Annotated in this window: 23 protein-coding genes and 1 tRNA gene; 15 read left to right on the top strand and 9 right to left on the bottom strand. The window is 72.2% G+C overall.

The window, feature by feature from the left end; genetic code table 11:
* The first annotated feature begins 1 nt into the window (after window position 1).
* Together ABTZ99_RS14195 and ABTZ99_RS14190 are read left to right on the top strand one after the other, a co-directional pair.
* On the top strand, window positions 2–460 hold the full coding sequence (locus tag ABTZ99_RS14195) for a pyridoxamine 5'-phosphate oxidase family protein (RefSeq protein ID WP_498780364.1): 459 nt from the start codon (window positions 2–4) through the stop codon (window positions 458–460).
* Between the two features lie 224 nt (window positions 461–684).
* Window positions 685–3,444 carry a discoidin domain-containing protein gene (locus ABTZ99_RS14190; protein ID WP_499611463.1) on the top strand — a complete coding sequence of 920 codons (2,760 nt, stop codon included), beginning with the start codon at window positions 685–687 and terminating at the stop codon, window positions 3,442–3,444.
* Between the two features lie 131 nt (window positions 3,445–3,575).
* On the opposite strand, the gene ABTZ99_RS14185 is transcribed toward ABTZ99_RS14190, so the two are convergent.
* Window positions 3,576–4,034, bottom strand: a complete 459-nt coding sequence (locus ABTZ99_RS14185) for a MarR family winged helix-turn-helix transcriptional regulator (protein WP_498780360.1) — start codon at window positions 4,032–4,034, stop codon at window positions 3,576–3,578.
* 75 nt (window positions 4,035–4,109) lie between these two features.
* Between ABTZ99_RS14185 and wrbA the strand changes: the two genes are divergently transcribed.
* Genes wrbA through ABTZ99_RS14170 form a run of 3 tightly spaced genes read left to right on the top strand, consistent with a single transcriptional unit; the run spans window position 4,110 to window position 6,048 of the window.
* Window positions 4,110–4,745, top strand: coding sequence for an NAD(P)H:quinone oxidoreductase (gene wrbA, locus ABTZ99_RS14180; protein ID WP_498780359.1), 636 nt, complete (start codon window positions 4,110–4,112; stop codon window positions 4,743–4,745).
* Window positions 4,745–5,866, top strand: a complete 1,122-nt coding sequence (locus tag ABTZ99_RS14175; RefSeq protein ID WP_499611459.1) for a serine hydrolase domain-containing protein — start codon at window positions 4,745–4,747, stop codon at window positions 5,864–5,866. Before wrbA ends, ABTZ99_RS14175 begins: the two co-directional genes overlap by 1 nt.
* A 35-nt stretch (window positions 5,867–5,901) precedes the next feature.
* The gene (locus ABTZ99_RS14170) at window positions 5,902–6,048 is read left to right on the top strand and encodes a hypothetical protein (RefSeq protein WP_498780356.1); all 147 of its coding nucleotides are present in this window, start codon (window positions 5,902–5,904) and stop codon (window positions 6,046–6,048) included.
* Here ABTZ99_RS14170 and ABTZ99_RS14165 read toward each other — a convergent pair.
* On the bottom strand, window positions 6,042–6,503 hold the full coding sequence (locus ABTZ99_RS14165) for a helix-turn-helix domain-containing protein (RefSeq protein ID WP_499611457.1): 462 nt from the start codon (window positions 6,501–6,503) through the stop codon (window positions 6,042–6,044). The two genes, ABTZ99_RS14170 and ABTZ99_RS14165, sit on opposite strands and share 7 nt — an antisense overlap.
* 58 nt (window positions 6,504–6,561) lie before the next feature.
* On the opposite strand from ABTZ99_RS14165, the gene ABTZ99_RS14160 reads away from it, so the two are divergent.
* The 5 genes from ABTZ99_RS14160 to ABTZ99_RS14140 all read left to right on the top strand — a co-directional run bounded on the left by ABTZ99_RS14160 (window position 6,562) and on the right by ABTZ99_RS14140 (window position 12,279).
* A complete protein-coding gene (locus tag ABTZ99_RS14160) occupies window positions 6,562–7,764 on the top strand; it encodes an MFS transporter (RefSeq protein WP_499611454.1) in 1,203 nt (400 codons plus the stop codon).
* A 72-nt stretch (window positions 7,765–7,836) separates the two neighbouring features.
* Window positions 7,837–8,913: a hypothetical protein gene (locus tag ABTZ99_RS14155; protein WP_498780351.1), complete on the top strand. Its 1,077-nt coding sequence runs from the start codon at window positions 7,837–7,839 to the stop codon at window positions 8,911–8,913.
* Window positions 8,913–10,064 (top strand): toxic anion resistance protein, encoded by a 1,152-nt coding sequence (locus tag ABTZ99_RS14150; RefSeq protein WP_498780349.1) that lies wholly within the window; start codon window positions 8,913–8,915, stop codon window positions 10,062–10,064. The genes ABTZ99_RS14155 and ABTZ99_RS14150 overlap by 1 nt, the downstream gene beginning before the upstream one ends.
* Window positions 10,061–11,680: a vWA domain-containing protein gene (locus ABTZ99_RS14145; protein WP_498780348.1), complete on the top strand. Its 1,620-nt coding sequence runs from the start codon at window positions 10,061–10,063 to the stop codon at window positions 11,678–11,680. The genes ABTZ99_RS14150 and ABTZ99_RS14145 overlap by 4 nt, the downstream gene beginning before the upstream one ends.
* Window positions 11,677–12,279 (top strand): hypothetical protein, encoded by a 603-nt coding sequence (locus tag ABTZ99_RS14140; RefSeq protein ID WP_499611451.1) that lies wholly within the window; start codon window positions 11,677–11,679, stop codon window positions 12,277–12,279. Before ABTZ99_RS14145 ends, ABTZ99_RS14140 begins: the two co-directional genes overlap by 4 nt.
* Window positions 12,280–12,283: 4 nt before the next feature.
* On the opposite strand, the gene ABTZ99_RS14135 is transcribed toward ABTZ99_RS14140, so the two are convergent.
* Entirely contained in the window at window positions 12,284–15,382 is a 3,099-nt protein-coding gene (locus ABTZ99_RS14135) for an AfsR/SARP family transcriptional regulator (RefSeq protein ID WP_499611449.1), read from the bottom strand.
* Between the two features lie 105 nt (window positions 15,383–15,487).
* Here ABTZ99_RS14135 and ABTZ99_RS14130 point away from each other — a divergent pair, with 105 nt between their 5' ends.
* From ABTZ99_RS14130 to ABTZ99_RS14120, 3 genes are all read left to right on the top strand, one after another.
* Window positions 15,488–16,504 carry an NADP-dependent oxidoreductase gene (locus ABTZ99_RS14130; protein ID WP_498780344.1) on the top strand — a complete coding sequence of 339 codons (1,017 nt, stop codon included), beginning with the start codon at window positions 15,488–15,490 and terminating at the stop codon, window positions 16,502–16,504.
* Window positions 16,501–17,067 (top strand): NAD(P)H oxidoreductase, encoded by a 567-nt coding sequence (locus ABTZ99_RS14125; protein WP_498780343.1) that lies wholly within the window; start codon window positions 16,501–16,503, stop codon window positions 17,065–17,067. The genes ABTZ99_RS14130 and ABTZ99_RS14125 overlap by 4 nt, the downstream gene beginning before the upstream one ends.
* Before the next feature lie 232 nt (window positions 17,068–17,299).
* Entirely contained in the window at window positions 17,300–17,716 is a 417-nt protein-coding gene (locus tag ABTZ99_RS14120) for a DUF3995 domain-containing protein (RefSeq protein WP_498780341.1), read from the top strand.
* Between the two features lie 120 nt (window positions 17,717–17,836).
* Here ABTZ99_RS14120 and ABTZ99_RS14115 read toward each other — a convergent pair whose 3' ends face one another.
* Window positions 17,837–19,003 carry an endo-1,4-beta-xylanase gene (locus tag ABTZ99_RS14115; protein WP_498780339.1) on the bottom strand — a complete coding sequence of 389 codons (1,167 nt, stop codon included), beginning with the start codon at window positions 19,001–19,003 and terminating at the stop codon, window positions 17,837–17,839.
* Between the two features lie 222 nt (window positions 19,004–19,225).
* Here ABTZ99_RS14115 and ABTZ99_RS14110 point away from each other — a divergent pair, with 222 nt between their 5' ends.
* Both ABTZ99_RS14110 and ABTZ99_RS14105 read left to right on the top strand, forming a co-directional pair.
* Window positions 19,226–20,458 carry an SGNH/GDSL hydrolase family protein gene (locus ABTZ99_RS14110; protein ID WP_499611445.1) on the top strand — a complete coding sequence of 411 codons (1,233 nt, stop codon included), beginning with the start codon at window positions 19,226–19,228 and terminating at the stop codon, window positions 20,456–20,458.
* A gap of 205 nt (window positions 20,459–20,663) precedes the next feature.
* On the top strand, window positions 20,664–21,335 hold the full coding sequence (locus tag ABTZ99_RS14105) for a lytic polysaccharide monooxygenase auxiliary activity family 9 protein (protein ID WP_498780335.1): 672 nt from the start codon (window positions 20,664–20,666) through the stop codon (window positions 21,333–21,335).
* A 76-nt stretch (window positions 21,336–21,411) separates the two neighbouring features.
* Here ABTZ99_RS14105 and ABTZ99_RS14100 read toward each other — a convergent pair whose 3' ends face one another.
* The 5 genes from ABTZ99_RS14100 to ABTZ99_RS14080 form a co-directional block, all read right to left on the bottom strand.
* On the bottom strand, window positions 21,412–22,413 hold the full coding sequence (locus ABTZ99_RS14100; RefSeq protein ID WP_499611442.1) for a pectate lyase family protein: 1,002 nt from the start codon (window positions 22,411–22,413) through the stop codon (window positions 21,412–21,414).
* On the bottom strand, window positions 22,410–23,405 hold the full coding sequence (locus ABTZ99_RS14095) for a pectate lyase family protein (RefSeq protein ID WP_499611439.1): 996 nt from the start codon (window positions 23,403–23,405) through the stop codon (window positions 22,410–22,412). Before ABTZ99_RS14095 ends, ABTZ99_RS14100 begins: the two co-directional genes overlap by 4 nt.
* Window positions 23,406–23,424: 19 nt before the next feature.
* Entirely contained in the window at window positions 23,425–24,429 is a 1,005-nt protein-coding gene (locus tag ABTZ99_RS14090; RefSeq protein ID WP_499611437.1) for a pectate lyase family protein, read from the bottom strand.
* A gap of 14 nt (window positions 24,430–24,443) precedes the next feature.
* Window positions 24,444–25,472, bottom strand: coding sequence for a pectate lyase family protein (locus ABTZ99_RS14085; RefSeq protein ID WP_498780328.1), 1,029 nt, complete (start codon window positions 25,470–25,472; stop codon window positions 24,444–24,446).
* Window positions 25,473–25,782: 310 nt separating this feature from the next.
* Window positions 25,783–25,856, bottom strand: a tRNA-Arg gene (locus ABTZ99_RS14080).
* Window positions 25,857–25,966 lie beyond the last annotated feature (110 nt).

Below are 25,966 nucleotides of genomic sequence, written 5' to 3'. Positions count from 1 at the left end.
CATGTCGCGCCGGGCCCTGATCACGATGTCGACGGACGAGGTGCGCGCGTTCCTGGAGGAGCAGCGCGTCGTCACGGTGGCCACGATCGGCCCGAACGGCAGGCCGCACCTCGTGCCGCTGTGGTTCGTGGTGGAGGACGGCGAACTGGTCGGCTGGACCTACCGGTCGTCGCAGAAGGTGGCGAACCTGCGCCGCAAGCCGGAGGCGACGTTGCAGCTGGAGGCGGGGGAGACCTACGACCAGCTGCGCGGCGTGGCCATGGAGTGCGACGCCCGGCTGGTCGAGGAGCGGGCCGAGGTGGCCCGCATCGGCGTGGCGGTGGCGGCGCGCTACACCGGGCACAGCGGGCCGGAACTGGACGCGTTCGTGACCGCCCAGGCGGTGAAACGGGTCGGGCTGCGGTTCGCGCCCACCTCGGTCGTCTCCTGGGACCACCGCAAGCTCAGCGGCACCTACTGACCGCCGGGAAGACCGCCGAGCGGCCCCGCAAACGAACGCAAATTTCCGCAAGCGCCGTGCAAGCGGCCATTGCGGCCTGCCCGTAGACGCGGTAGTCAACTTTTTGCGTCTTTCAGTAGACATCTTGCGGTCACCTGATCGTCCTGCTTATGGTGTGCGCCACGCCACACCTTGTGACTTCCCTGCCCGCAGCTCGAGGTCCCGTCCAACGAAGGGCTGAACCCATGCGAGTCAACCCCACCCTCCGACGCCCAGTGGCGCTCGGCGCGGCGGCGGTGGCCACGTCCCTGCTCGCCGCGCTGACCATCGCCGCCGCGCCGGGCGAGGTCGCCGCCCAGGTCGCCGCGGCGGCCACGTCGCCGTTCGGGATCCCCGGCCGGGGCGCCGACGTGCCGTTCGTCGAGCACGAGGCCGAAACCGCCGCCACGAACGGCACGAAGATCGGGCCCGGCCGACGCCAGGGCACGCTGGAGGGCGAGGCGTCCGGCCGCCGTGCCGTGACCCTGTCCGGCCAGGGCAAGTTCGTCGAGTTCACCCTCACCGAGCCCGCGAACTCGATCGACCTGCGGTACAGCGTCCCGGACGGCAACGGCGGCGCGGGCATCACCGCGCCCCTGTCGCTCTACCTCGACGGCACGAAGACCGGCAGCCTCACGCTGACCTCGAAGTACGCGTGGCGCTACGGCGGCTACCCCTACGCCAACGACCCGAACCAGGGCAAGCCGCACCACCTCTACGACTCCACCCGCGCCCTGTTCGGTCGCACGCTCGCCGCGGGCTCGAAGGTCAAGCTCCAGGTCGACGCGGGCGACACCGCGCCGTCCTACACGATCGACCTGGCCGACTTCGAGCTCGTCGCCCCCGCGGCCGCGCGACCCGCCAACTCGGTCTCCGTCACCGACCACGGCGCCACGCCGGACGACGGCACGAACGACAACGCCGCCTTCGACGCCGCGGTCACCGCCGCGAAGTCCTCCGGCCGCGAGGTGTGGATCCCGGCCGGGCGGTTCACCGTCACCAAGCACGTCACCGTCGACCAGGTCACCGTCCGCGGCGCGGGCCACTGGCACAGCGTGGTCGCCGGCGACCGGGTCGGCTTCTACGGCCTCGGCGAGCCGTCGAGCTGCGGCCAGGGCGGCACCTCCGGCGTGAGCACGCGCGTCGGCCTGCACGACTTCGCGATCATCGGCGAGGTCACCAACCGGGTCGACTGCGACCAGACCAACGCCATCGGCGGCGCGCTGGGCGGCGGCTCGGTGATCTCCGGCATGTTCCTGCAGCACACCAAGGTCGGCCTGTGGCTGGACGGCCCGTTCTCCGGCCTCACCATCCGCGACAACAAGGTCGTCGACCAGCTGGCCGACGGGATGAACCTGCACCGCGGCATCAGCGACGTGCTGATCGAGCACAACCTGTTCCGCAACATCAGCGACGACGGCATCGCGTTCTGGTCGGAGCACCAGGCCGATCACGGCAACACCATCCGGCGCAACACGGTGGTGGTGCCGATGAAGGCCAACGGCATCGCGATCTACGGCGGCCGGGACAACGTCGCCACCGAGAACGTCGTGGCCGACACCCAGGACCAGGGCGGCGGCATCCACGTCGGCAACCGCTTCTCGTCGGTGCCCCTGTCCGGCACGACCACCCTGTCGAAGAACACCACGCTGCGCGCCGGCGTGCTCGACTCGAACTGGCAGTTCGGTGTGGGCGCGCTGTGGTTCGACGCACGGGACGGCGCGATGAACGGCCGGATCGACGTCACCGACACCGACCTGATCGACAGCAACTACGAGGCCATCCAGTTCATCAGCGGCACGATCACGAACGTCCACTTCGACGGCGTGCGCATCAACGGCGCGGGCACGTTCGGCATCCAGCTCCAGTCGCCGGGCGCGGCGTCGTTCACCAACGTCACCGCGACCGGTCTCGGCCGGGCCGGCGTCTACAGCTGCCTCGGCGAGAACGGGTTCCAGCTCACCAAGGGCGCGGGCAACTCCGGCTGGGACGGCCCGTCGTACTGCGGCCCGTGGCCGGACCCGATCTACACCGATCCGACCAACCCGCCGACCAGCACCACGACCACCACGACCACGACGACCACGACGACCGTTCCGCCGGGCGGCAACCTGGCCAGGGGCAAGGCGGTCAGCGCCTCCACGGCGAACGGTGGCTTCCCGGCCGCGAACGCCGTGGACGGTGACGCGACCACGTACTGGGAGAGCGCGAACAACCAGTTCCCGCAGTCGCTGACCGTCGACCTCGGACGGTCGGAGAACGTCGGCCGCCTGGTGCTGAAGCTCCCGCCGCCCGCCGCGTGGGAAGCGCGCACGCAGACCCTGAGCGTCTCCGGCAGCACGGACGGCACGAACTACAGCCCGCTCACGGCCTCCGCCGGGTTCCGCTTCGACCCCGCCACCGGCAACCAGGTCACCATCCCGGTCTCCGGCGCGCACCGCCACCTGCGGCTGACGTTCACCGGCAACACCGCCTGGCCCGCCGCCCAGCTGGCCGAACTGGAGGCGTACGCGTCAACAACCACCACCACGACGACCACTTCACCGCCGCCGCAGGGCAACGTGGCGCGCGGCAAGCCGGTCCAGGCCTCGGCCAACGGCGGTTTCCCGGGCGGCAACGCGGTGGACGGTGACGCGAACACCTACTGGGAGAGCCCGAACAACGCGTTCCCGCAGACGTTCACCGTCGACCTGGGCAGCCGCATCGCGGTGAACCGGCTCGTGCTCAAGCTCCCGCCGGCCACCGCGTGGGCCGCGCGCACGCAGACGTTGTCCGTGTCCGGCAGCGCGGACGGCGCGACCTACGGCCAACTGGTGGCGTCGGCCGGGTTCCGGTTCGACCCCGCGTCCGGCAACCAGGTGAGCGTCCCGGTCTCCGGCGCGCACCGCTACCTGCGGCTGACGTTCACCGGCAACACGGGCTGGCCCGCCGCGCAGCTCGCCGAGTTCGAGGCGTACGCGGGCTGACGCCTCGACCGGGGGTGGTCCCACGGCAACGACGCCGGCGGGACCACCCCCGTGCCACCGCAGACGCCCCGGTTGCCGTTCCGCTCGCCCGTCCCGACCGGGTGCTGACCCGCGCGTGCCGCGCCGCCGGCTCACCCGTCGCGCCATGCCCGCTGACCGGCCACGACCTCCCGGAACAGCCGCTTGAACCCGTCGAACGCGTCCTCGCCGACGCGTTCGGCGTGGCGGCGCTCGATGGCGGCCACGATCGCGTCCGACCGGCTCATCTGGGCCAGCCCCCGCTCGGTGGGCACGACCAGCTTCGCGCGCCGGTCGTCCGGGTCCGGCTGCCGGGTGACGTACCCCAGCGCCTCCAACTCGTCGAGCACCTTGCCGACGACCTGCTTGTGCTGGCCGGACCGGCGGGCGAGGTCGGTGGCCCGGGTGCCCTCCTCGTCCAGGTAGGCGAGCACCGCGCCGTGCTGCGGGCGCAGGTCGGGGTAGCCGTCCCGGGCGAGGGTGTCGAACAGCTCCTCCTGCACGGCGAACAGCAGCCGGCCGGTGAGCACGCCCAGGTCGGGGTCGGTGTGCTTGCGCTCGCCTCGGCGCATGGACCCTCCTTTGGTCACCTGAGGTGATAGTCACCAATATTGACGATCACCGACTATGACTATATCGTCGTGGTCATGATCAAGCAGCAGGAGGGGGCCGTCGTGGACGGCCGCGTGAAGGTCGCGATCGTGTACTACTCGGCCACCGGCAACATCGCGCAGATCGCCCAGGAGATGGCCGAGACCGCGGAGAAGGCGGGCGCCGAGGTCCGGTTGCGCAAGGTCGCGGAGCTCGCGCCGCGGTCCGCGATCGACGCCAACCCCGAGTGGGCCGCCAACGACGCCGCGACCGCCGACCTGCAGGTCGCCGTCGCCGACGACCTGGTCTGGGCCGACGCGGTGATCGTGGGCACGCCGACCCGGTTCGGCAACGTCGCCTCGCAGCTCAAGCAGTTCCTCGACACGCTCGGCGGCGTGTGGCAGCGGGGTCTGCTGGCCGACAAGGTCTACAGCGGGTTCACGTCGACCGGCACGCTGCACGGCGGCCACGAGTCGACGCTGCTGGCGTTGGCCACCACGTTCCACCACTTCGGCGGCATCGTGGTCGCGCCCGGCTACACGCACCCGGACAAGTTCGCCGACGGCAACCCGTACGGCACCTCGCACCACGACGCGGGCGGCACGGCGGCCGTGGACGACACCGTCCGCGCGGCGGCACGGGTGCAGGCCGAGCGCGTGGTCCGCTTCGCCCGCGCGGTCGCGGCGGCGTGATGACCGTCCAGGGCGCCGTCGCGCCGGGCTACGAGGGCGTGCGCGAGGAATTCGCGGCGGTGGTGGCCGCCGAGCCCGGTCTCGGCGCACAGCTGGCCGTCTACCGGGGCGGAGAGCTGGTGGTCGACCTCTGGGCGGGGTTGGCGGAGGACGCGTTGCTCGCGCTGTACTCCTCGGGCAAGGGCGCGGCGCACCTCGTGGTCGCGCTGCTGGTGCAGGACGGCGTGCTCGACCTGGACCGCGCGGTCGCGTCGTACTGGCCCGAGTTCGCCGCCGGCGGCAAGGAGCGGGTGACGCTGCGGGACCTGCTCGCGCACCGGGCCGGGCTCGTCGGCGTGCCCGGCGGGTTCGACGCGGAGGAGTTGGCGGACGACCGGCTCCTCGCGCAACGGCTGGCCGGTGAGCGCCCGGCGTTCGGGGACGGGTACGGCTACCACGCCCTGACGATCGGCGCGCTGGCCGGCGAGGTGGTGCGCCGGGCGACCGGGCGGACGTTGCGGCAGGTGTACGAGGAGCGGGTGCGGGCGCCGTACGGGCTGGACTTCCACCTCGGGCTGCCGGCGGAGCTGGAACCCCGGTACACGCCCGTGCAGCCGCCGGCCTCGCCGCCGCCGACGCCGGAGGGGTTGACCGCGCTCGCGTTCAACGCGCCGTTGGACCTGGTGGCGTTCGCGAACACGCGGCGCGTGCGCGAGCTGGGGCAGGCGTCGGCGGGCAGCGTGGGCAGCGCGCGCGGGTTGGCCCGGATGTACGCGGCGGCGATCGGTCCGGTGGACGGTCGGCAGCCGTTGCTCGGACCGGACGTGCTGGCCGAGTTCACCCGGCCGCACTCGACCGGCGTCGACCTGGTGACGGGGGAGCGGGACCACTTCCTGCTCGGCTTCGAGGCGCAGGGCGTGCGGTACGCGGGGCTGGGCGCGGACGCGTTCGGGCACAGCGGCGCGGTGGGCGCGCAGGCGTTCGCCGATCCGCGCAGCGGCGTCGCCTACAGCTACACCCGCCGCCGGTTCGCGGTCGGTGGTGGTGGGGGCGCGGCGGAGAACCACCGTCTGGTGGCGGCCGTGCTGCGGGCGCCGGCGGCCCCGAACTCGCTCGGTCGACAACGTCGTCACGTTCAGTAGAGTCGAAAGGGAGAGATCACCAGCGGAGGATTGTCATGAAGCGGAACATCACCTGCCCCTGCGGCGAGCCGATCCAGGGCAAGGACGAGGACGACCTGGTGGAGAAGACCCAGAAGCACCTCAAGGAGAACCACCCGGGCCACGACTACTCGCGGGACGAGATCCTTTTCATGGCTTACTGAGCCCCTTCACCCGGGTCGGGGTGCACGGCGACGAGCAGCAGCGCGTCGAGCAGCCGCAGCCAGTCCGGCTCGGTGAGGTCGCGGCCGGTGAGGGCGGACAGGCGGGCCAGCGCGTCCAGCAGTCGGCCGGCCAGGTCGGCGGCGTCCTGACCGGTCGCCTCGGCCACGGCTCGGACGTCGCGGCGGAAGCGGGTGGTGCGGCCGAGCCGGACCAGCGCCGCGGGCACGTCGGTCGGCGGGGGTGCGGGGTGGTCGTCGTCGGCGAACCCGACGGTCAGCCGCGTGCCCAGCGCCCCGGCCAGCCGGCCGAGCGCGTCGACGGTGGGGTTGCCCCGGCCGTTCTCCAGGTTCGCCACGTACGGCACGGAGAGTCCCGCGTCGGCGGCGACCGCGGCCACCGTCCGCCCGTTCGCGGCGCGCAGCGCCCGTAGCCGCCGACCGAGTTCCTGTCCCACGCGGTCAATCTTGTCAGAACACTGTTCACGATGGCTATCTTCTGGAGATAGTCATCGGGTGTTGACCGCTCTGCGCGTGAGGGACTTCCGGCTGCTGTGGGCGGCACGGACCGTCAGCGTGCTCGGCACCTGGCTGCTCGTCGTCGCCGTGCCCGCGCACGTCTTCCACCTGACCGGCTCGTGGTCGGCCGCGGGTGCGGCGCTGGCCGCGGAGTTCCTGCCGCCGTTGCTGCTCGGGCCGGTCGCGGGGGTGCTGGTCGACCGGTGGGACCGGCGGCGGGCGATGGTCGCGGCCGAGGTGCTGCGTGCCGCCGCCGTCACGCTGCTGCTCTTCGCCCGCGAGCCCGGCGACCTCTGGCTGGTCTACGTCGCGGTGGTCGTGGAGAGCACGGGCACGGTGGTGTTCCGACCGGCGGCCCAGGCGCACACGCCCGTCGTGGTCGGCACCGGCGCGGCGCTGAGCGGCGCCAACGCCCTGAACTCCACCACCGACGGCCTGGCGCGACTCGTCGGCGCACCGCTGGGCGGCGCGTTGACGGCGCTGGTCGGCTTCCCGGTGCTGGTGGTGGCGGACGCGGCGAGCTACCTGGTCTCGGCCGGGTTGATCGCGTTGCTGTCCCGGGGCGGCCGTGACGGGGCGGGCGGCGGTGAACGGCCGGGCGTCGGCGGGGGACTGCGTGAAGGACTCGCGTTCGTGCGATCGGGGCGGACGGCCAGGGTGCTCCTCGTCGTCAGCACCGCCTTCCTGACCGCGAACGCCTCGCTCAGCGCGCTGCTGGTCCCGTTCGGGATGACCGCGTTGGGCGGCGAGGGACCGGTCGGGTTGGTGATGTCGGCGCTGGGCGTCGGCTTCCTCCTCGGCGCGCCGGCGACCCGCGTCCTGGTCGACCGCCTGCCGTCGGGTCCGCTGCTGGCGGGCGCGCTCGCCACCACCTCCATCGGCTTCGTGCTGTTGTTCAACGCGGCGTCGCTGACCGCCGCCCTGCCCGCCGCCGCGCTGATCGGGTTGTCCGGTTCGGCGGCACTGGTCGTCACGCAGACCGCCTTGCAACGGGTGACGCCGACCGGAGTGCTGGGCCGGGTCGGCGCGCTGCTGGTCACGGGTGAGGCGGCGGCGACGGTCGTCGGCGCCCTGGCCGGGCCGGCGCTCGCCGAGCTCACCTCTCCGCGCACGACCGCGTACGCGGCGTGCGCGCTCACCGTGGCCGCCGCCGTGTACGCGGTTTCGACGCCGTCCGTTCATCAACCGTTCGCCCCTTGATCGCCGCTTCGCGCGTCAAACGAGTCGAGCGGCGGAGATGATCGCCGGTGAACACGGGGGTGAGCGGGTCAGGTGAAGCGCCGGGTGTCCATCGGCTTGGCCGTGGTGTTGTTGGCCGCCGTCGTCGCGGTGGTCGTGTGGGGTCGTTCGGACGACGCGGAGGGCGGGGCCCGAGGCGGGCTGACCACCGTGCGCGGGGTCATCGGGTCGGAGAAGCTGGCCTTCTTCAGCGACCCGAGGGTGGTCGAGGCGTTCGCGAAGCACGGCTTGAAGGTCGAGGTGGACACGGCCGGCTCACGGCAGATCGCCACCTCCGTCGACCTCGGCAAGTACGAGTTCGCGTTCCCGTCGTCCTCGCCGGCCGCGCAGCGGATCCAGCGCGACCGCAAGACGACCGCCGCGCACACGCCGTTCCAGTCGCCGATGGCCGTGGCGACGTTCGAGCCGATCGTGAAGCTGCTCGAAGCCGCCGGCGTGGTGACCAAGGGCGCGGGCGACTACCAGGTGCTCGACGTGGCCGAGTACCTGGAGCTGACCAGGGCGGGCACGCGCTGGGACCAGCTGCCCGGCAACACCGCCTACCCGGCCCGCAAGAACGTCCTCATCACCACGACCAACCCGGGCGAGTCGAACTCCGCCGCGATGTACCTGTCGATCGTGTCGTTCGTGGCCAACGGCAACACCGTGGTCGGTACGCCGGAGCAGGAAGCGGCCGTGCTGCCCGACGTCGCCAGGCTCTTCCGCGACCAGGGCTACACGCAGAACAGCACCGAAGGGCCGTTCGAGGACTACCTCGCGGCGGGCATGGGCAAGACGCCGCTCGCGCTGATCTACGAGTCCCAGTACCTCGACCGGGTGCGGCGCGCCGACGGCTCGATCCGCGCCGACATGCGCCTGCTCTACCTCGCGCCGACGGTCTACTCCAAGCACACCCTGGTCCCGCTGTCCGACCGGGGCGACCAGGTCGGCCGGTTGCTGAGCACCGATCCGGAGCTGGCCGAGCTCGCCGCCACGTTCGGCTTCCGCACGTCCGACCCGCGCGTGTTCGCCGAGGTCGTCGGCGACCGGGCGCCCGCGGACCTGGTGGACGCGGTCGAGCCGCCGTCGTTCGAGACGCTGGAACGCCTGCTCGACGCGGTCTCCGCGTGATGGACGAGTTCACCCTCACGCCGCCGGAGCCCGTGACCCCGGTCCCCGTCGAACGCGCGGCCGGCCTGGTCACCCTCGGCGAGGACGTGCGCGCGGACGTCGACCGGCGGGCCGAGCGGTTCGCCGAACGTCTCCGGGCGCTGGACGTCCGGTCGCCGGAGTTCACCGCCGTGCTGGACGACGCGCTCGCCGTCGGCGAGGCGGACATGCGCGCGGCGGCGGGCGTGGCGGGCACGATGCTCGACCGCTCCGCCCGCGCGCTGCGCGAGGACTCGCCCCAGGTCCGGGTCACCACCTCGCTGTCGGACCTGCGCCGCACCGTCGCCGAGCTGGACCCGGCGAAGCTGCCGATCACCGGCCGCAAGCTGCTGAAGGTCTTCCCCGTCGCCAACGCGGCCAAGAAGGCCCTCGGCCGCTACCGGGCGGCGGGCGAGCCGGTGAACGCGCTGGTGGTCGACCTGCGCCACCGGCAGGACGTGCTGCGCCGCGACAACGCGGCCATCAAGGGCGAGCGCGAGCGGCTGTGGCGGGCCATGGGCAAGCTGGCCGAGGCCGCCGCGTTCGCCGAGGCGGTGGACGCGGCGATCGACCGGCAGGCCGAGGTGCTCGACCTGGCCGACCCCGACCGGGCGCGGGCGCTGCGCGCGGACGTGCTGCACCCGATCCGGCAACGGCACCAGGACCTGCTCACGCAGCTCGCCGTGAGCGCGCAGGGCTACCTGGCCCTGGACCTGGTGCGGCGCAACAACGACGAGCTGATCCGGGGCGTGGAACGCGCGGTGACCACGACCGTGGCCGCGTTGCGGATCGCCCTGCTGGTCAGCGGCGCCCTGGCGAGCCGGCGCGACGTGCTCGACGAGGTCGCCGCGTTGCAGGCCACCACGGACGGGCTCATCCGCGCCAACACCGAGCTGCTGGACCTGCAGGGCGCGGAGATCCGCCGGGCGAGCAGCGACCCGGCCGTCGCGGTGGAGACGATCCGCGCGTCGTTCGACCGGATCTACGCGGCGATCGACGCGGTCGACGGCTACCGGGCGGACGCGGTGCGCACGATGGCCGTCACGGTCGAGTCGCTGTCGGGGGAGATCCGCCGCGCGGAAGAGCACTTGCGCCGTTCGCACGACGCGGCGGCGGTCGAGGGGGACCGATGAGGACAGCGTTCGTGCTCGCCGCCGTGCTGGTGGTGGCGGGGTGCACCGGCGAGGCCGGGCCCGACCCGGCGCGGCCCGCCGGCCCGGCCGAACCCGGTGTGCTGCGGGTGCTCGCGGGCAGCGAGCTGACCGACCTCCAGCCGGTGCTGGACGAGGCGGCCGAGGCCACCGGCGTCGAGGTGAGGTTCACCTTCACCGGCACGCTGGAGGGCGCCGAGGCGTTGGCGAAGGGCGAGGTGGACGGCAAGTACGACGCCGTCTGGTTCTCGTCCAACCGCTACCCGGCCGGCATCCCGGAGGCCGCGGCACGGCTCGGCAACCAGGTCAAGATCATGAGCTCGCCGGTGGTGCTCGGCCTGTCGACGTCGTCGGCACAGCGGCTGGGCTGGGCCGACCGGCGGGTCGGCTGGGGCGAGATCGCCGAGCGGGCCGGGCACAAGGAGTTCAGCTACGGCATGACCGACCCGTCGTCGTCGAACTCCGGCTTCTCCGCCCTGGTCGGCGTGGCGTCGGCGCTGGCGGGCGCGGGCAACGCCGTGGACGCGGGCCAGATCGCGGCGGTGACACCGCGGCTGAAGGGCTTCTTCGCCGCGCAGTCGCTGTCCGCCGGGTCGTCGGGCTGGCTGTCGGAGGCCTACCAGCGCCGCGCCACCGGCCAGGACCCCGGCGCGCAGGTCGACGGGCTGATCAACTACGAGTCCGTGCTGCTGTCCATGAACGCCGCCGGCACGCTGCCCGAGCCGCTCACCCTCGTCTACCCGGACGACGGCGTCGTCACCGCGGACTACCCGCTGACCCTGCTCGCGGACTCCGGCGACGACGCCCGTGACGCGCACCAACGCCTCACCGACCACCTGCGCACGCCGGACGTGCAGCGCCGGATCATGGAGACCACGCACCGGCGGCCGGTCGTGCCGGGCGTCGACCTGGACTCCCGGTTCGCCGTGCGCGACCTGGTGGAGCTGCCGTTCCCGGCCGCGCGCGACTCCGTCGACGCCCTGCTCTCGGCCTACTTCAACGAGATCCGGCGTCCGTCGCGCACGCTGTACGTGCTCGACACGTCCGGTTCGATGGCCGGCGACCGGATCGCGTCGCTCAGGTCCGCGCTGGTCGGCCTGACCGGCGCGGACGACTCGCTCACCGGCCGCTTCCGCCGGTTCCGCAGCCGGGAGGAGGTGACCATGCTGCCGTTCAACACCGAACCGGGCGAGCCGCGGACGTTCACCCTGCCCGAGGGCGACCCGCGGGCCGAGCTGGCGGAGATCAAGGCGTACGCCGAAGGGCTGGTGGAAGGCGGCGGCACGGCCATCTACGACAGCCTGTCCCGCGCCTACGAGGTGATGGAGCCGCTGGTGGCGGCCGACCCGGACCGGTTCACCTCGATCGTGCTGATGACGGACGGCGAGAACGCGAACGGCTCGGGCCTGGCCGAGTTCCGGGCGTCGTTCGGCTCGGTGCCCGCGTCGGTGCGGCAGGTGCCCGTGTTCACCGTGCTGTTCGGCGAGGGCAGCAGCGCGGAGCTGGGCGAGGTGGCCACCATGACCGGCGGCAAGGTGTTCGACGCGCGCGCCACCGAACTGGGCGACGTGTTCCAGGAGATCCGCGGCTACCAATGATCCGCTACCTGGGCTCGACCAAGAACCTCGTCGGCTGCGTCGGCGGTCTCGTCGGCGTGCTGCTGCACCTGACCGGCGTGGTCGGCGGGGCGTGGCCGGTCGTGGTGGCCGGGCTGTACGCGGTGGGCGCGCTGCTCGCGCCGCCGGAGAAGGTCCGGTTGGTGCCGGTGGACGCGGTCACCGAGGCAGGCCTGCTCCGCGCGGAACTGGACGGGCTGGTGCGCGAGGTGGGCGCGCAGTCGTCCCGGATGCCCGAGCCCGCGGTCGCCGCCGTCGGCCGGATCGGCGCGGTGCTCGGCGACCTGCTCACCCGGCACGAGGCGTTGGCCGCCAACCCGGACCTGCGGCACACCGTGGTCCGGCTGGCGCGCACCGACCTGCCACTGTCCGTGCAGACGTACCTGAACCTGCCGTGGTGGTTCGCGGTGAAGCAGCGCGCGGGCGGCGAGCCGAGTCCGGGCGACGAGTTGGTGACCCAGCTCGGGCTGCTGGAGGCCGAGGCCCACCGGCTGGCCGAACGCGTGTACGCGGTGGACGTGAACCAGCAGGCCGACCACACCCGCTACCTGCGCGAACGCGACCCGGGCAACCAGCCCTGACCCTTCACCCCGCGCGTGTCGAACGCTCAGGCCCCGGGTGTTCCACGTTCGCGCCCGCTGAAGCCCGCGCCTGATCCGGGGTGAGGGTGGCGCCGCGGGCGAAGTGCTCGGCGAACGCCTCCGGCCCCAGCGCAACGCCGGCACGCGCGGTGATGCGGTCGACGTCGCCGCGTTCGGCCGGTGGCAGGGGAGCGCCGCGCGACCGCCGGGCCGCGTCCGCCGCGCCGAGCAGGATCGCGGCGTCCACCGGGTCCGCGGCGCCGGCCAGGCCTTCCAGCGCCAACGCCAGCGCACGCGGGTCGCCGGTGTCCGCGGCCACCGCGTAGCTATCCCGGTGCCGTGCGGCGGCCGTGGCGGGGTCGCCGCGCAGTTCGGCGACGAAGCCGAGTTCGGCGAGCACCAACGCGTTCGCACTGGTCAGCCCGACCTCGTCGTGCCAGTCCAGCACGGCGTTCAGCAGCTCCTCGGCGGTGTCGAGATCGCCTTCACGGCGGGCACCGAGCGCCAGGCCCAGCCGCGCGTTGACCTCACCGGCCCGGAAACCGTGCTGCGAGGCCAGGTGCGCGGCGCGCTCGTGGTGCTCCCGTGCCCGCGCGTGGTCGCCCGCGAGCAGCGCGATGCGGCCGAGGCCCGAGGTCAGGTCGGACACCGCCGGCCACAGCCCGAGCCGGTCGGCGAGCCGCAGGCCCGCGCGCAACCGGTCGGCCGCCTCGTCGTGGTCGCCGAACGCCTCGGCCACGAACGCGAGCACCCTGGTGCCGCGCAGTTGGCCCCACGTGTCGCCGAGGTCGCGGAAGAGCACGACGCTGCGCTCGCCCTCCCGTGCCGCCGCCGACAGGTCGCCGCGCACGAAGCGCTGGAGCGCGCGGTCGCCGAGCGCCGCCGCGGTGCCCCAGCGGTCGCCGGTCGCGGCGAAGCCCGTCAACGCCCGGTCGGTCAGCTCCTCCGCCGACGTGATGTCGCCGATCTCGCACAGGGCGTGGCCGAGGAACCAGGACGCGTGGGGTTCGGGGCACGACCGCAGCGCGGCCCCGATCCGCTCGGCGCGGTCCGTGCCGTCACCGGTCAGGATGCGGATCGCGGTGTGCCAGGCGGTGGTGGCGCCGGTCCGGCCCAGCGCGTGCGCGGCTTCGAACGCCCGGCGCGCCTCGCCCAGCCTGCCGCGCAGCACCCAGTACCACGCCAGGGCGTCCACCAGCCGCAACGCGGGCGAGACCAGCCCTCGGCGCACGGCGTGGTCCAGCGCGCCGCGCAGGTTGGCCGACTCCGCGTCCAGCCGCCGCAACCACTCGTGCTGGTCGGGCCCGCGCAGGCGGGCCTGCTCGGCCAGGCCGGTGTAGTACTCGACGTGCCGCGCGCGGACCTCGTCCAGCTCGCCCGCCTCGGCCAGCCGCTCCACGCAGTACGCCGCCGGCGATTCGAGCAGCCGGTACCGGGTGCCGCCCGCGCCTTCCACGACGACCACCAGCGACCGGTCGACCAGACCGGTCAACACGTCCAGCACGTCGTCACCGCCGCACACCGCCTCGGCCGCCTCGAACGCGCAGCCCTCGTGGTGCACGGCCAGCCTGCGCAGCACCACCCGCGCCGCGTCGTCCAGCAGCTCCCAGCTCCAGTCGAGCATCGCGCGCAGGGTCCGCTGCCGGGGCGGCGCGTCCCGGTACCCGCCCGCCAGCACGCGGAACCGGTCGTCCAGCCGGGACAGCACGCCGGTCACGCCCAACGCGCGCACCTTGGTCGCGGCCAGCTCCAACGCCAGCGGGATGCCGTCCAACCGCCGGCAGATCGCGGCCACCGCGGCGAGGTCCGACGCGGACCCGCCCGCCGCGCCGACCCGGGCGACGAACAGCTCGACCGCGGCGGACTCGGCCAGCGGCGCGACGGTGTGCCGCACCTCGCCCGCCACGGCCAGCGGCTCCTGGCTGGTCGCCAGCACGCGCACGTGCGGCGCGGTCCGCAGCACGGCCGCGGTCAGCTCCGCCACCTCGGCGATCATCTGCTCGCAGTTGTCCAGCACGAGCAGCATCCGCTTGTCCCGCAACGCCGTCGTCAGCCGCTCGGCCGCGTCGACGTGCTCACCGCCCCAGGTGCCGTCGTCGCGGATGCCCAGCGCCGCCGTGAGCAGGTCGGGCAGCACGCACGGCGCCGAGACCTCGACCACCCACACGCCGTCCGGGAACCCGTCCACCAGCTGCCGGGCGGTCTCCACCGCGAGCCTCGTCTTGCCGACACCGCCCGGTCCGGTCAACGTCACCAGGCGGTGCTCGGCCAGCAGCCGGCGCACCTCCGCCACGTCCCGCTCCCGGCCCACCAGCCCGGTGAGCGGGTTCGGCAGGTTGGTGCCCGGCCGGACCGGCGGCGCGAGGCGGGGGTCCTGGTCCAGCATGGCGCGGTGCAGGGCGGCCAGCTCGGGGCTCGGGTCGACGCCCAGCTCGTCGGCCAGCCGACGGCGCAGCTCGTCGTAGGCGGCCAGGGCCTCGTGCTGCCGTCCCGCCCGGTAGAGCGCGCGCAGGTGGATCGCACGCAGGCGTTCCCGCAACGGGTGCCGCACGACCACGTCCGCGAGCTCGGACACCACCGCCGCGTGCTCGCCGAGGTCGAGCCGCGCCAGGGCCAGGTCCTCCAGCGCGACCAGCCGCTGCTCCTCGAGCCTGGTGATCGCCGGCCGGGCGAAGTCGAGGTCGGCGAAGTCCGCGAACGCCGGGCCGCGCCACAGGTTCAGCGCGTCGGTCAGCAGCGCGGCCCGCGCCGCCGGATCGGTGGCCGCACGGGCCCGCGCGGTCAGCTCCGCGAACACGTCGGCGTCCACCGAGTCGGCGTGGACCAGGTAGCCGGGCGACCGCGACTCGACCAGGTCACGGCCGCCCGGCTCGGCCTCCTCCAGCGCCCGGCGCAGCTGCGACACCTTCGCGTGCAGCGCCCGCAGCGGGTTGCCGGGGCCGTCGTCACCCCACAGGTCGGCGACCAGCCGGTCCGCCGACACGGGACGGCCGCGGTCGGCCAGCAGGTCGGCGAGCAGCAGCCGCACCTTGCGCTCGGGCACCTTGACCGGCGTGCCGTCCGCGGTCCGGACGTCCAGCGGACCGAGCACCCCGAAACGCATGGCCGCCACCGTAGTCGAGGCGGTCCGAACAGGACCCGAGCAGAACCCGAACAACGCCTCGGCAAGGTGGTCCCCAGAAGCGAAACCCCTGCTCGGAGGCACATCATGACGATCATCACCACCACCCGGGAGATCCGGCTCGCGTCACGTCCGGTCGGCGCGCCCACACCGGAGAACTTCACGCTCGCGACCGTCGAGCTGCCCGCGTTGGACGACGGCCAGGTGCTCGTGCGCAACACGTGGATGTCGGTCGACCCGTACATGCGCGGTCGGATGGACGACGCAGAGTCCTACATCCCGCCGTTCCGGCTCGGGGCGGCGCTGGAGGGCGGCGCGGTCGGCGAGGTCGTCGCGTCGAGGTCGGACGCCGTGCCGGTCGGCGCGACCGTGGTCCACTTCCTCGGGTGGCGCGAGCACGCCGTCGTCGACGCGTCGGCCGCGACCGTCGTGGACACCGCGATCGCGCCCGCGTCCGCCTACCTGGGCGTGCTCGGCACGCCGGGGCTCACCGCGTACGTGAGCCTGACCGAGATCGCGCCCGTGCGGCCCGGTGACGTGGTCTTCGTGTCCGCCGCCGCGGGCGCGGTCGGCAGTGTCGCGGGGCAGCTCGCCAGGCGGCTCGGCGCGTCGCGGGTCATCGGCTCGGCGGGCGGGCCCGCGAAGGCCGGGAAGCTGGTGGAGGACTTCGGGTTCGACGCCGCGCTGGACTACCGGGCCGGTGCCGTCGCCGACCAGCTGGCGTCGGCCGCGCCGGACGGCGTCGACGTCTACGTCGACCTCGTCGGCGGTGACCACCTGGAGGCGGCCATCGGGGCGATGCGCGACGGCGGCCGGATCGCGCTGGTCGGCGCGATCAGCCAGTACAACGCGACCGGACCCGTGCCCGGGCCGAACTTGTACCCGGCCGCGACCAAGCAGCTCAGCCTGCGCGGCATGGTGGTCAGCTCCTACCTGGACCGGTTCCCCGAGTACGTCGGGCGTGTCGCCGGGTGGCTGGCGGACGGCGGGCTGCGCACCGAGGAGACCGTGTACGACGGGCTGGAGAAGGCGCCGGAGGCGTTCCTCGGCGTGCTGCGCGGCGCCAACACCGGCAAGATGCTCGTCCGCCTGGACGCGCGGTGAAGGCACTTGTGGTGGTGGCCCACCCGCGCGCCGACTCGCTCACGTCCCAGGTGGCGTCGAGGCTGGTGGACCACCTGATCGCGCACGGCGTCGAGGTGGACCTGCTCGACCTGCACGCCGAGGGGTTCGACCCGCGCATGACGGCCGAGGACGAGCCCGACTGGGCCGACCGGGACAAGGTGTACTCGGCGCCGGTCCGGGAGCACATGGCCCGGATCGAGGCGGCGGACCTGCTGCTCGTGGTGTTCCCGGTCTGGTGGTTCGGGCCGCCCGCGATCCTCAAGGGCTGGGTCGACCGGGTGTGGAACTACGGCTTCGCCTACGGCCGCGGTCGTCCCCGACTGGCCGGCAAGCGGATGCGGTGGATCGGGCTGGCGGGCGAGACGCGGGAGACGTTCGCCGAGCGTGGCATGGACGACGTGCTCGACCGGCAGCTGCGGGCGGGGGTGTCCGACTACTGCGGGATCACCGACGCCTCGCTGACGCTGCTCTACGGCACGCTCGCCGGCGACGACCACGTCCGCGGGGTGCTCCGGGACGTCACCGGTCTGGTGGAAGTGTGAGGGTCGGCGCGGCGGTCGCCTCTCGGCGAGTGGCTCGACGCGGCTCCAGCCGAACGGTATTCCGCGAAGGCGCTTGGTGAGGCCCGGGGACACGGACCGCACCGACCGAGTGTTCCAACGGTCGGTGGGCGCTCGGTGTTCCCGCCTCGCCGTGGCTTGCGTCACGGTCCCTCAGCTTCCGTGCGCTAGCGTGCGGTAGCTGCGACCATACGCAAGCGTACGGGGGTGTCGTATGACGGTGTTGGCCCTGCTCACGGCGGGTGTGCTGGTGCTCGTGGGCGCGTTGCACGTGCTGTGGGTCTTCTCGCCGTGGCCGTTGCGGAGCCGGGAGGAGTTCGCCCGGCGGGTGGTGGACGTGCCGCCGGAGGAGCTGCCCTCGGCGGGCCTCACGCTCGCGGTGGCCGTGCTGCTCGGCGTGGCCGCGTACCTCGTGGTCGGCCGGGCGGGCCTGGTGGGCGTGCCCGGACCGGCGTGGCTGACGGCGGTGGGCACGGCGGGCGTGGCGGCGGTGTTCCTGCTGCGGGGAGCGGGCGGCCTCGCCGTCTCGTCCCGGAGGTCGACCGAGTTCGCCCGGCTCGACCTGCGGGTCTACTCGCCGCTGTGCCTGGCGCTGGCCACGTCCTGCGCGGTGATCGCGTTCGGCGGCTGATCCGTGGCGCGCCGACCCGTGACCTGGTGATCGGTGAAGTGGTGATCGGCCCCCGCCCGGACTCGGGGTCCGGACGGGGGCCGACGGCTTGCGGTGACGCGGTGGAACGTGCGTCGGGACCTACTTGGCGCAGGCCGGCAGGTGCGGGTGGCGCTCGCCGCGCTCGACCGACTCCTTGGCCAGCGTGCACTGCATGACGTCGTAGGCGGGCTTGCGGGAGAAGTCCTCCCACATCACGGTCGCCGCGCCCTCGCCGGCGAAGAACACCGGCACCCAGGAGTACTTGTCGGTGAAGCCCCAGATCGTGAAGGAGTCACAGCCCTCCACGTTGAGGCACGCGACGAGCGTCCGGTTGTAGTAGTCGGCCTGCTTGGCCAGCATCTCCGCGGTCGGCTTGCCGTCCGCCGGCAGGTCCATCCGCACGTCCAGCTCGGTGATGGCGGTGCCGAGACCGAGGTCGGCGAACCGCTTCAGGTTCGTCTCCAGGTCGCCGGGGAAGCCGTACCGGGTGCTGAGGTGCGACTGGGCGGAGAAGCCGTGCACCGGCACGCCCTGCGCCTGCAAGTCCTTGATCAACGCGAGGTAGGCGTTGCTCTTGGCGTTGACGCTCTCCACGCCGTAGTCGTTGAAGTACAGGTCGGCCTTGGGGTCGGCCTCGTGCGCCCAGCGGAACGCGTCCGCGATGATGCCGGGGCCGAGCTCGCGGATCCAGATGTTCTCGGTGGTGCGCAGCGCGCCGGTCTCGGTGAAGATCTCGTTGGCCACGTCCCACTGCTGGATCTTGCCCTTGTAGCGGCCGACCACGGTGGTGATGTGCTCGCGCAGGATCTCGCGGAGCTCCTCGGCGGAGAAGTCGCCCTGCTCGAGCCACGCCGGGTTCTGGCTGTGCCACAGGAGCGTGTGCCCGCGGACCACCTGGCGGTTGCGCTGCGCGAACTTCACGATGGCGTCGGCCATCCCGAAGTTGTAGCGGTCGCGCTCCGGGTGGATGTACTCCCACTTCATCTGGTTCTCGGCGGACACCGAGCTGAACTCCTTGGCCAGCACGGAGCGGTACTCGAGGTCCTTGGTGAACGGGTCCGGGTAGGGCTGGTCCTCGTGGTGGCCGCCACCGGCTGCGGCGGTGCCGATGTAGAACCCCTTGGGCGCCACCCAGCGGAGGCTGTCCTTCTTCGCGTGGCCCGCGGACAGCTCACCCGTGTCGGGAGAGGCCGCGGCCACGAGGGCCAGCGGAGAGGTCAACGCCACCGCGGCGAGCGCGGCGGTGACGAGGCGGATCGACTTCATGGCGGTCTTCGCTTTCTCGGACGACTACGACGGCGGCGTTCGAAAGTTTCGTCATTGATCCGGCAATTTTCGAGATGCCGGACCTTAAGACGGCCGCCGGGCGATCGTCAAGACTTCGTCAAGTAGTCACCGCCGCCCGTCGGTGCTGGTCGGAGAGTTTTGTCGGGGTCGAGCGCTACGGTGGTCGCCGAACGGACAAGTGAGTGACCGGGGGGCACGAGGATGAGGAAACTTGCGGTGGCGCTGGTCGCCGTGCTGGGACTGGCACTGGTCCCGGGCGGGGCGGCGGGTTCGGTCGGTGCGCCGGGCGTCGGGTGGAACGCGACGTGGGCCGCCTCGCCGCACGCGCCGACCGACGTGTTCGGGCCGAGTTGGGGAACGGTCGGGTTCGACGACCACACCGTCCGCCAGGTGGTGCGGACCAGCGACGGCGGCGCGGCGGTGCGGATCAGGCTCTCCAACGCCTACGGCACGTCCCCGCTGGTCGTGACCGGCGCGACGATCGCCCGGACGGCGCAGGGCGCGGCGTTGCGGCCGAACACGGTGCGGCACCTGACGTTCGACGGTCGGCGCTCGGTGACGGTGCCGGTCGGCGGTGAGGCGGTCGGCGACCTCGCGCCGCTGGCCGTGCCGCCGCTGAGCCAGGTCACCGTGACGCTGTACCTGGCGGGGAGGACGGGGCCCGCCACCGGGCACGCGTTCGCGAGCGCGACGAGCTGGCGGGCGTCCGGCGACCACCGGGCCGACGCGGCGGCGGACGCCTTCACCGAGACGTCGTCGTCGTGGTTCTACCTCAACGCCGTCGAGGTCGTCGACCTCACGCCGCGGCGCGAGGTCGTGGTGGCGTTCGGCGACTCCATCACGGACGGCACGGCGTCCACTGTGGACGGCGACAACCGCTACCCGGACGAGCTGGCGGAGCGGCTGGGCGGGCGGCGCGGCGTGGTGAACGCGGGCATCGGCGGCAACCGCGTGCTCAACGACTCGTCGTGCTTCGGCGAGAAGGCGACGGCGCGGTTCGAGCGCGACGCGCTGGCGCAGCCGGACGTGCGCACGGTGATCCTGCTGGAGGGCATCAACGACATCGGGTTCAGCCAGTTGTCGATCGACTGCACCACGCCGAACCCGGTGGTCACGGCGGCCGAGCTGATCGAGGGCTACCGGGAGCTGATCGGCAAGGCGCACGCGAGGGGCGTGCGGGTCGTCGGCGGCACGCTCCTGCCGTTCAAGGGCGCCGCGTACCACACCGAGGCGGGCGAGGCGGTGCGGGACGAGGTGAACGCCTGGATCCGCACCTCCGGCGAGTTCGACGCGGTGGTCGACTTCGACCGCGCGATGGCCGACCCGGCGGACCCGGACGCGTTGCGGCCCGCCTACGACAGCGGCGACCGGCTGCACCCGAACGACGCGGGCTACCGGGCGATGGCCGAAGCCGTCGACCTGTCCGTGCTGTAGCGCCGGCAGGCTCGCCCGAAACGCCCTCCCGACAGCCGTCGGGAGGGCGTTTCGTCGAATTGCGGTCGAATGCGCGTCGAATGCGAACGCCTTGTCCGCCACCACTTCCCATTTCCGCGCACGCTTGGTTACAGTGCGATTTGGGAGCGCTCCCAGCCCACCCATGGTCACTACCAACATGGTTGTCCTCAACGAGGAGGAGAGAGTGGCGCTCATATCCGTCCCTGCGAACAAGAGTTTGCTCGTCAAGGCCTTCGCGACGGTCGCGGTCGTCGCCGGGCTCATGGCGAGCATGATGACCGGCGTCGCCCAGGCGCACGGGTCGACCGTCGACCCGCCGTCGCGCAACTACGGCTGCTGGCAGCGGTGGGGCAGCGATTTCCAGAACCCGACGATGGCCCAGCAGGACCCGATGTGCTGGCAGGCGTGGCAGGCCGACACCACCGCCATGTGGAATTGGAACGGCCTGTACCGCGAAGGTGTCGCGGGCAACCACCAGGGCGCCATCCCCAACGGCCAGCTGTGCAGCGGCGGCCGGACCGGTGGCATGCGCTACGCGGCGCTGGACAACCCGGGTCAGTGGAAGGCCGTGACCAAGCCGCGGCAGTTCACGCTCGACATCTGGGACCAGGCCCGGCACGGCGCGGACTACCTGCGGGTGTACGTGTCGCGGCAGGGTTACGACGCGACCACCACGCCGTTGGGCTGGAACCACCTGGAACTGGTCGCCACCACGGGCCGCTACGCGCCGTCGGACCACTACCGGGTCGCGGTGAACGCGGGCAGCCGCACCGGCCGCCACGTGGTCTACGCGATCTGGCAGGCCAGCCACTCGGATCAGTCGTACTACTTCTGCAGCGACGTCATCTTCCAGTAACCGGATGACCGTTCCGCGCCCATCCGGGCAGGGGTGGGCGCGGAACACCTTCCACCGCTCCGCGTGACGTGTCGGGTCAGACCTTGCCGGTGCCGGCGCCCTGGGTGACGAGCGCCTTCACGTCGGCGGGCGGGTCGAGGGTGTACTGGTAGTAGGTGCGCGGGTCGGTGACGGTGCCGCCGACGACCGGCTTGCCGCTGTTCACGTAGACGTTGTTCCGCTCGACGATGTTGCCCTTGGGCCCGGAGTAGCTGTTGGTCATGGGCTCTTCGACGTCGTCGAAGTAGTTGCCCTCGATCCAGCAGCCGGACTGGGCCTGGCACGCGGGGCCGGTGTCGCTGTTGTCGAGGAAGTAGTTGTTGAAGATGTGCACGGGGTTGCCGAACCGGGTGCGCGGGTTGCGCTGCGAGGTCTTGTCGAAGAAGTTGTGGTGGTAGGAGACCTTCAGGTGACCGGTGTCCTGCGCGCCGTTGCTGTCGGAGTGCCCGAGCAGCATGTTCTTGGCGTGGTCGTGCACGTGGTTCCACGACACCGTGACGTAGCTGGACCCGCGCTTGATGTCGATGAGCCCGTCGTAGCCGCGGGAGAGGTCGTTGTGGTCGATCCAGACGTGGTGGCTGAACATCTGGACGTTGATCGAGTCGTCAGTGGCGTTGCGGAACACCAGGTTGCGGATGATCACGTTGTGCACGGCGCCCGCCGGGGGCGTGGTCGTCTCGCTCACCGGCAGGCCGATGGTGAACCCGCCGCCGGTGACGCCCGACGCCGCGCCGACGCCCACGATGGTCTTGTCCGAGCTCACGTCGTGCATGCCGGCCGGCAGCGTGATCATGCCCTGCACCCGCACCACGCGTGGCCCGGTCGCCTTGATCGCGGCGATGAGGTCGGCGGCGGTGGACACGGTGACCTCGGGGCCGCCCGCGCCGCCGGTGGTGCCGTTCTGGCCGAGGGCGTTGACGGCGGCGAACCCGATCGGCGCGGTGTCCGCGGTGACCGCCGGAGCGGCGGTCACCGGTGTGGCGACGGCCAGGCTGCCCATCACCGTCGCGGCGAGCGCGACCGCGGTGCTCCTCTTCACCGCGCCACCCCCTGCACGCGACCGACACCGGCGCCCGCCGTGACGATGCGCGGCACGGACGCGGGGTCGTCCACCGTGTAGCTGTAGTAGGTGCGCGGCTCCACGACGGAGCCGAGCGTCTCCGGCGCGCCCGAGCCCGCGTAGATGTTGTTGCGCTCCACCACGCGTCCCGGCCCGCTCTTGTCGTAGCCGGACAGGACCGGGTAGGCGACGTTCTCGAAGTAGTTGCCCTCGACCACGACGCCGGCGTCCATGGTGGACGCGACACCGTAGAGCGAGTTGCCCCGGTAGTAGTTGTTGTAGACGTGCACGGGCTCGCCGAAGCGCACGCGCGGGTGGCGCTGGTCCGTGCCGTCGAAGAAGTTGTGGTGGTAGGTGACGCGCAGCTTGCCCTTGTCGGTGGTGTAGGTGTCGGAGTGGCCGAGCAGGGCGGCCTTGCTGTGGTGGTGGAAGTGGTTCCACGACACGGTGACGTAGTCGGAGTTGCGCTTGATGTCCAGCAGGCCGTCGTAGCCGTCGGACAGGTCGCAGTGGTCGATCCACACGTGGTGCGCGGAGTTGGTGACGCTGATCGAGTCGTCCGAGGCGTCGGTGAACCGCAGGTTGCGGATGATCACGTTGTTGCCCGGGCGGGTGGTGGAGCCGAGTTGCAGCCCGCCGCCGGTGATCTCGGCGGTGGAGCCGACGCCGACGATGGTCTTGTTCGCGACGACGGTCAGCATCTCGTCGCCGGTCTGGATCCGGCCGGACACCGAGATGACGTACGGCTCCTTGCGGCCGACGTAGTCGGCGAGGGCGGCGGCCGTGGTCACGGTGACCGCCTGGCCGCCCGCGCCGCCGGTGGTGCCGTTCTGGCCCAGCGCGTCGACCCCGGCGAACCCGTTGGCGGCGTCCAGCGGGCCGACTCCGGCCCAGGCGGCGCGTGGCACGGCGGCGGCCACGGCGGCGAGTGCCGTCCCGGCGAGCAGCCGACGACGGTTGATGGCGCTCATGGTCCTGGTCCTCCTGGGGTCAGATCCGGCCGACGCCGACACCGGCGGGGACGGTGGTGGGCAGGGTCGACGGGTTGTCGGGGGTGTAGGCGTAGTAGGTCCGCGGTTCGACCACCGTGCCGAGGGTCTGCGGCGTGCCGGAGTTGACGAAGACGTTGTTGCGCTGCACCACGCGTCCCGGTCCGCTCTCGTCGTAGCCGGAGTAGATCGGGTGCGGCACGTTCTCGAAGTAGTTGGCCTCCACCAGCACGCCGGCGTTCTCCGTGGACGCGACCCCGTACAGGCGGTTGTCGCGGAAGTAGTTGTTGTAGACGTGGATCGGCTCGCCGAAGCGGACGCGCGGGTGCCGCTGCTCGGTGGCGTTGAAGTAGTTGTGGTGGAACGTGACGCGCAGCTTGCCCGTGTCCTGGCCCGCGTTGGAGTCGGAGTGGCCGAGCAGCGCGGTCTTGCTGTGGTCGTGGAAGTCGTTCCACGACACGGTGATGAAGTCGGCGCCCCGGACGATGTCGATCAGGCCGTCCGCGCCGCCGCTGAAGTCGCAGTGGTCGATCCAGATGTGGTGGGAGGACTGCTGGATGCTGATCGCGTCGTCGTCCGCGCCGGTGAACTTGAGGTTGCGGATGATGACGTTCTGCCGGCGGTACATGTCGAGGCCGCCACCTCGGATCTCCGCGCCGGGCAGGCCGATGACGGTCTTGTTGGACCGCAGGCCCTGCTTGCTGCTGAACGTCATGATCCCGTCGACCTGGATCACGTAGGCTTCGTTGCGGTCGCAGTAGTCCAGGAATGTCTCGGTGTCCCGCACGGTGACCACGGGTCCGCCGACGCCGCCGGTGGTGCCGTTCTGGCCGAGGGAGTTCGTGCCGGCGAACCCGTCGGCGGTCTGGAACGGCGCCGCCCACACCGGGCTCGTGGTGACCGGGCTGGTGCGGACGGGTTCGGCGGTCGCGGCACGCGCGGTGACGGCGGTGAGGGCCGTCGCGGCGGCGCCGGTGAGGAGGCTGCGCCTGCTGATGTCGCTCATGGTCGGTGCTCCTGTCAGCTGCGACCGGTGCCCGCACCGGCGGGCACGATCGTGGGGACTTCGGCGGCGCGGTGGAGGGTGTAGCCGTAGTACGTGCGCGGCTCGACCACGGAGCCGCGGAGTTCGATCTCGTGGTTGCACTCGACGAGGATGTTGTCGCGGGCGACGATCCGGCCCAGGTCGCCGCTGAAGTCGACCCGGCCGGGGTTGTTGACGCTGAAGAAGTAGTTGCCCTCCAGCACCACGCCCGCGTTCATCGCCGAGGCCACGCCGTAGCTGTTGTCGCGGTAGTAGTTGTTGTAGACGTGCACGGACTCGCCGAACCGGACGCGCGGGTTGCGCTGGTCGGAGCCGTCGAAGTAGTTGTGGTGGTAGGTGACCCGCAGGCGACCGATGTCCTGCGCGCCGTTGTCGTCGTCGTGCCCGAGCAGCAGCGTCTTGTCGTGGTCGTGGAACCTGTTCCAGGAGACGGTGACGAAATCGCTGCCCCGTTTGATGTCGACCGCGCCGTCGTCGCCGTCGGAGAAGTCGTTGTGGTCGATCCAGATGTGGTGGCTGAACATCTGCACGTTGATCAGGTCGTCCGTGGCGCCGGAGAGGGCGAGGTTGCGGATGATGATGTTGTGCACGGCGTTGGCCGGGGGCGTGGTGACGTCGTCGTCCACCGGCAGGCCGATGGTGAGCCCGCCGCCGACGAGCCGCGCGTCGGAGCCCAGACCGGTGATCGTCTTGTCGGAGGCGACGGGGTGCATGCCGTCGCTGGTGCCGGTCGGCAGCGTGATCGTGCCCTTGACCTGCACGACCAGTGGTTCCGGCCGGGAGATGTAGTCCAGGAACTGCGCCGTGGTGGTGGCCGTGACGACGGCGCCGCCCGCGCCGCCGGTGGTGCCGTTCTGTCCCAGTGCGTTCACCGAGGCGAACCCGTCCGCGGTGGTCGCGGCCAACGCCGGCGCGGCGCCGGGCGCGGTGGCCGCGGTCGTGGCCAGCGCGGCGGCCACGACGACCTTCAGCAGGGCGCGCCGGTTCCCGGAAGATGTGGGCATGGCTATTTCCTCTCCCGTATGAGGGGTGAGTGCAGGGGTTATCGGGAAAGCGCTCTCTGATCGCACCGTAGCGCATGTTTCCGGCGTGTCAACGGCCCGTGGCGGCCCCGGTTCGAGGTTCACATATGTGGCCGCCCTATTCGACGAACGGGTTCACATATGTGTCACCGAAGGCCCATTCCGGGTAACCGGGAATGCTCTGCGCGGCTATTCTCGCCCGCCGCGCGCGAAGGCGGTGCTGGTCTGGAACCGCCGACCGCGCCCCGCCGGGCTCGTCCCGGCGAGACGCGGTGGCACTGGGTTCCAGCGGCGCCCCCACCAGGAGTCGAACCTGGGACCTCGCCGTTCGTAGCGGCGCGCTCTGTCCTGCTGAGCTATGGGGGCCTGGTCGTGCGGCACTTCTCCGCGGTCGCCGACAATGGCGTCCCCGGTCTTCCGATTCCCTTTTTCGCGGTGCGCGAAAAGAGAAAGCCGCCCTGGTCGGTTCCCCGACG

Source organism: Actinosynnema sp. NPDC002837 (assembly GCF_040295345.1).
Lineage (GTDB): Bacteria > Actinomycetota > Actinomycetes > Mycobacteriales > Pseudonocardiaceae > Actinosynnema.
The sequence above is the reverse complement of the archived record's forward strand: the minus strand, read 5'-3'. Positions and strand labels throughout refer to the sequence as shown.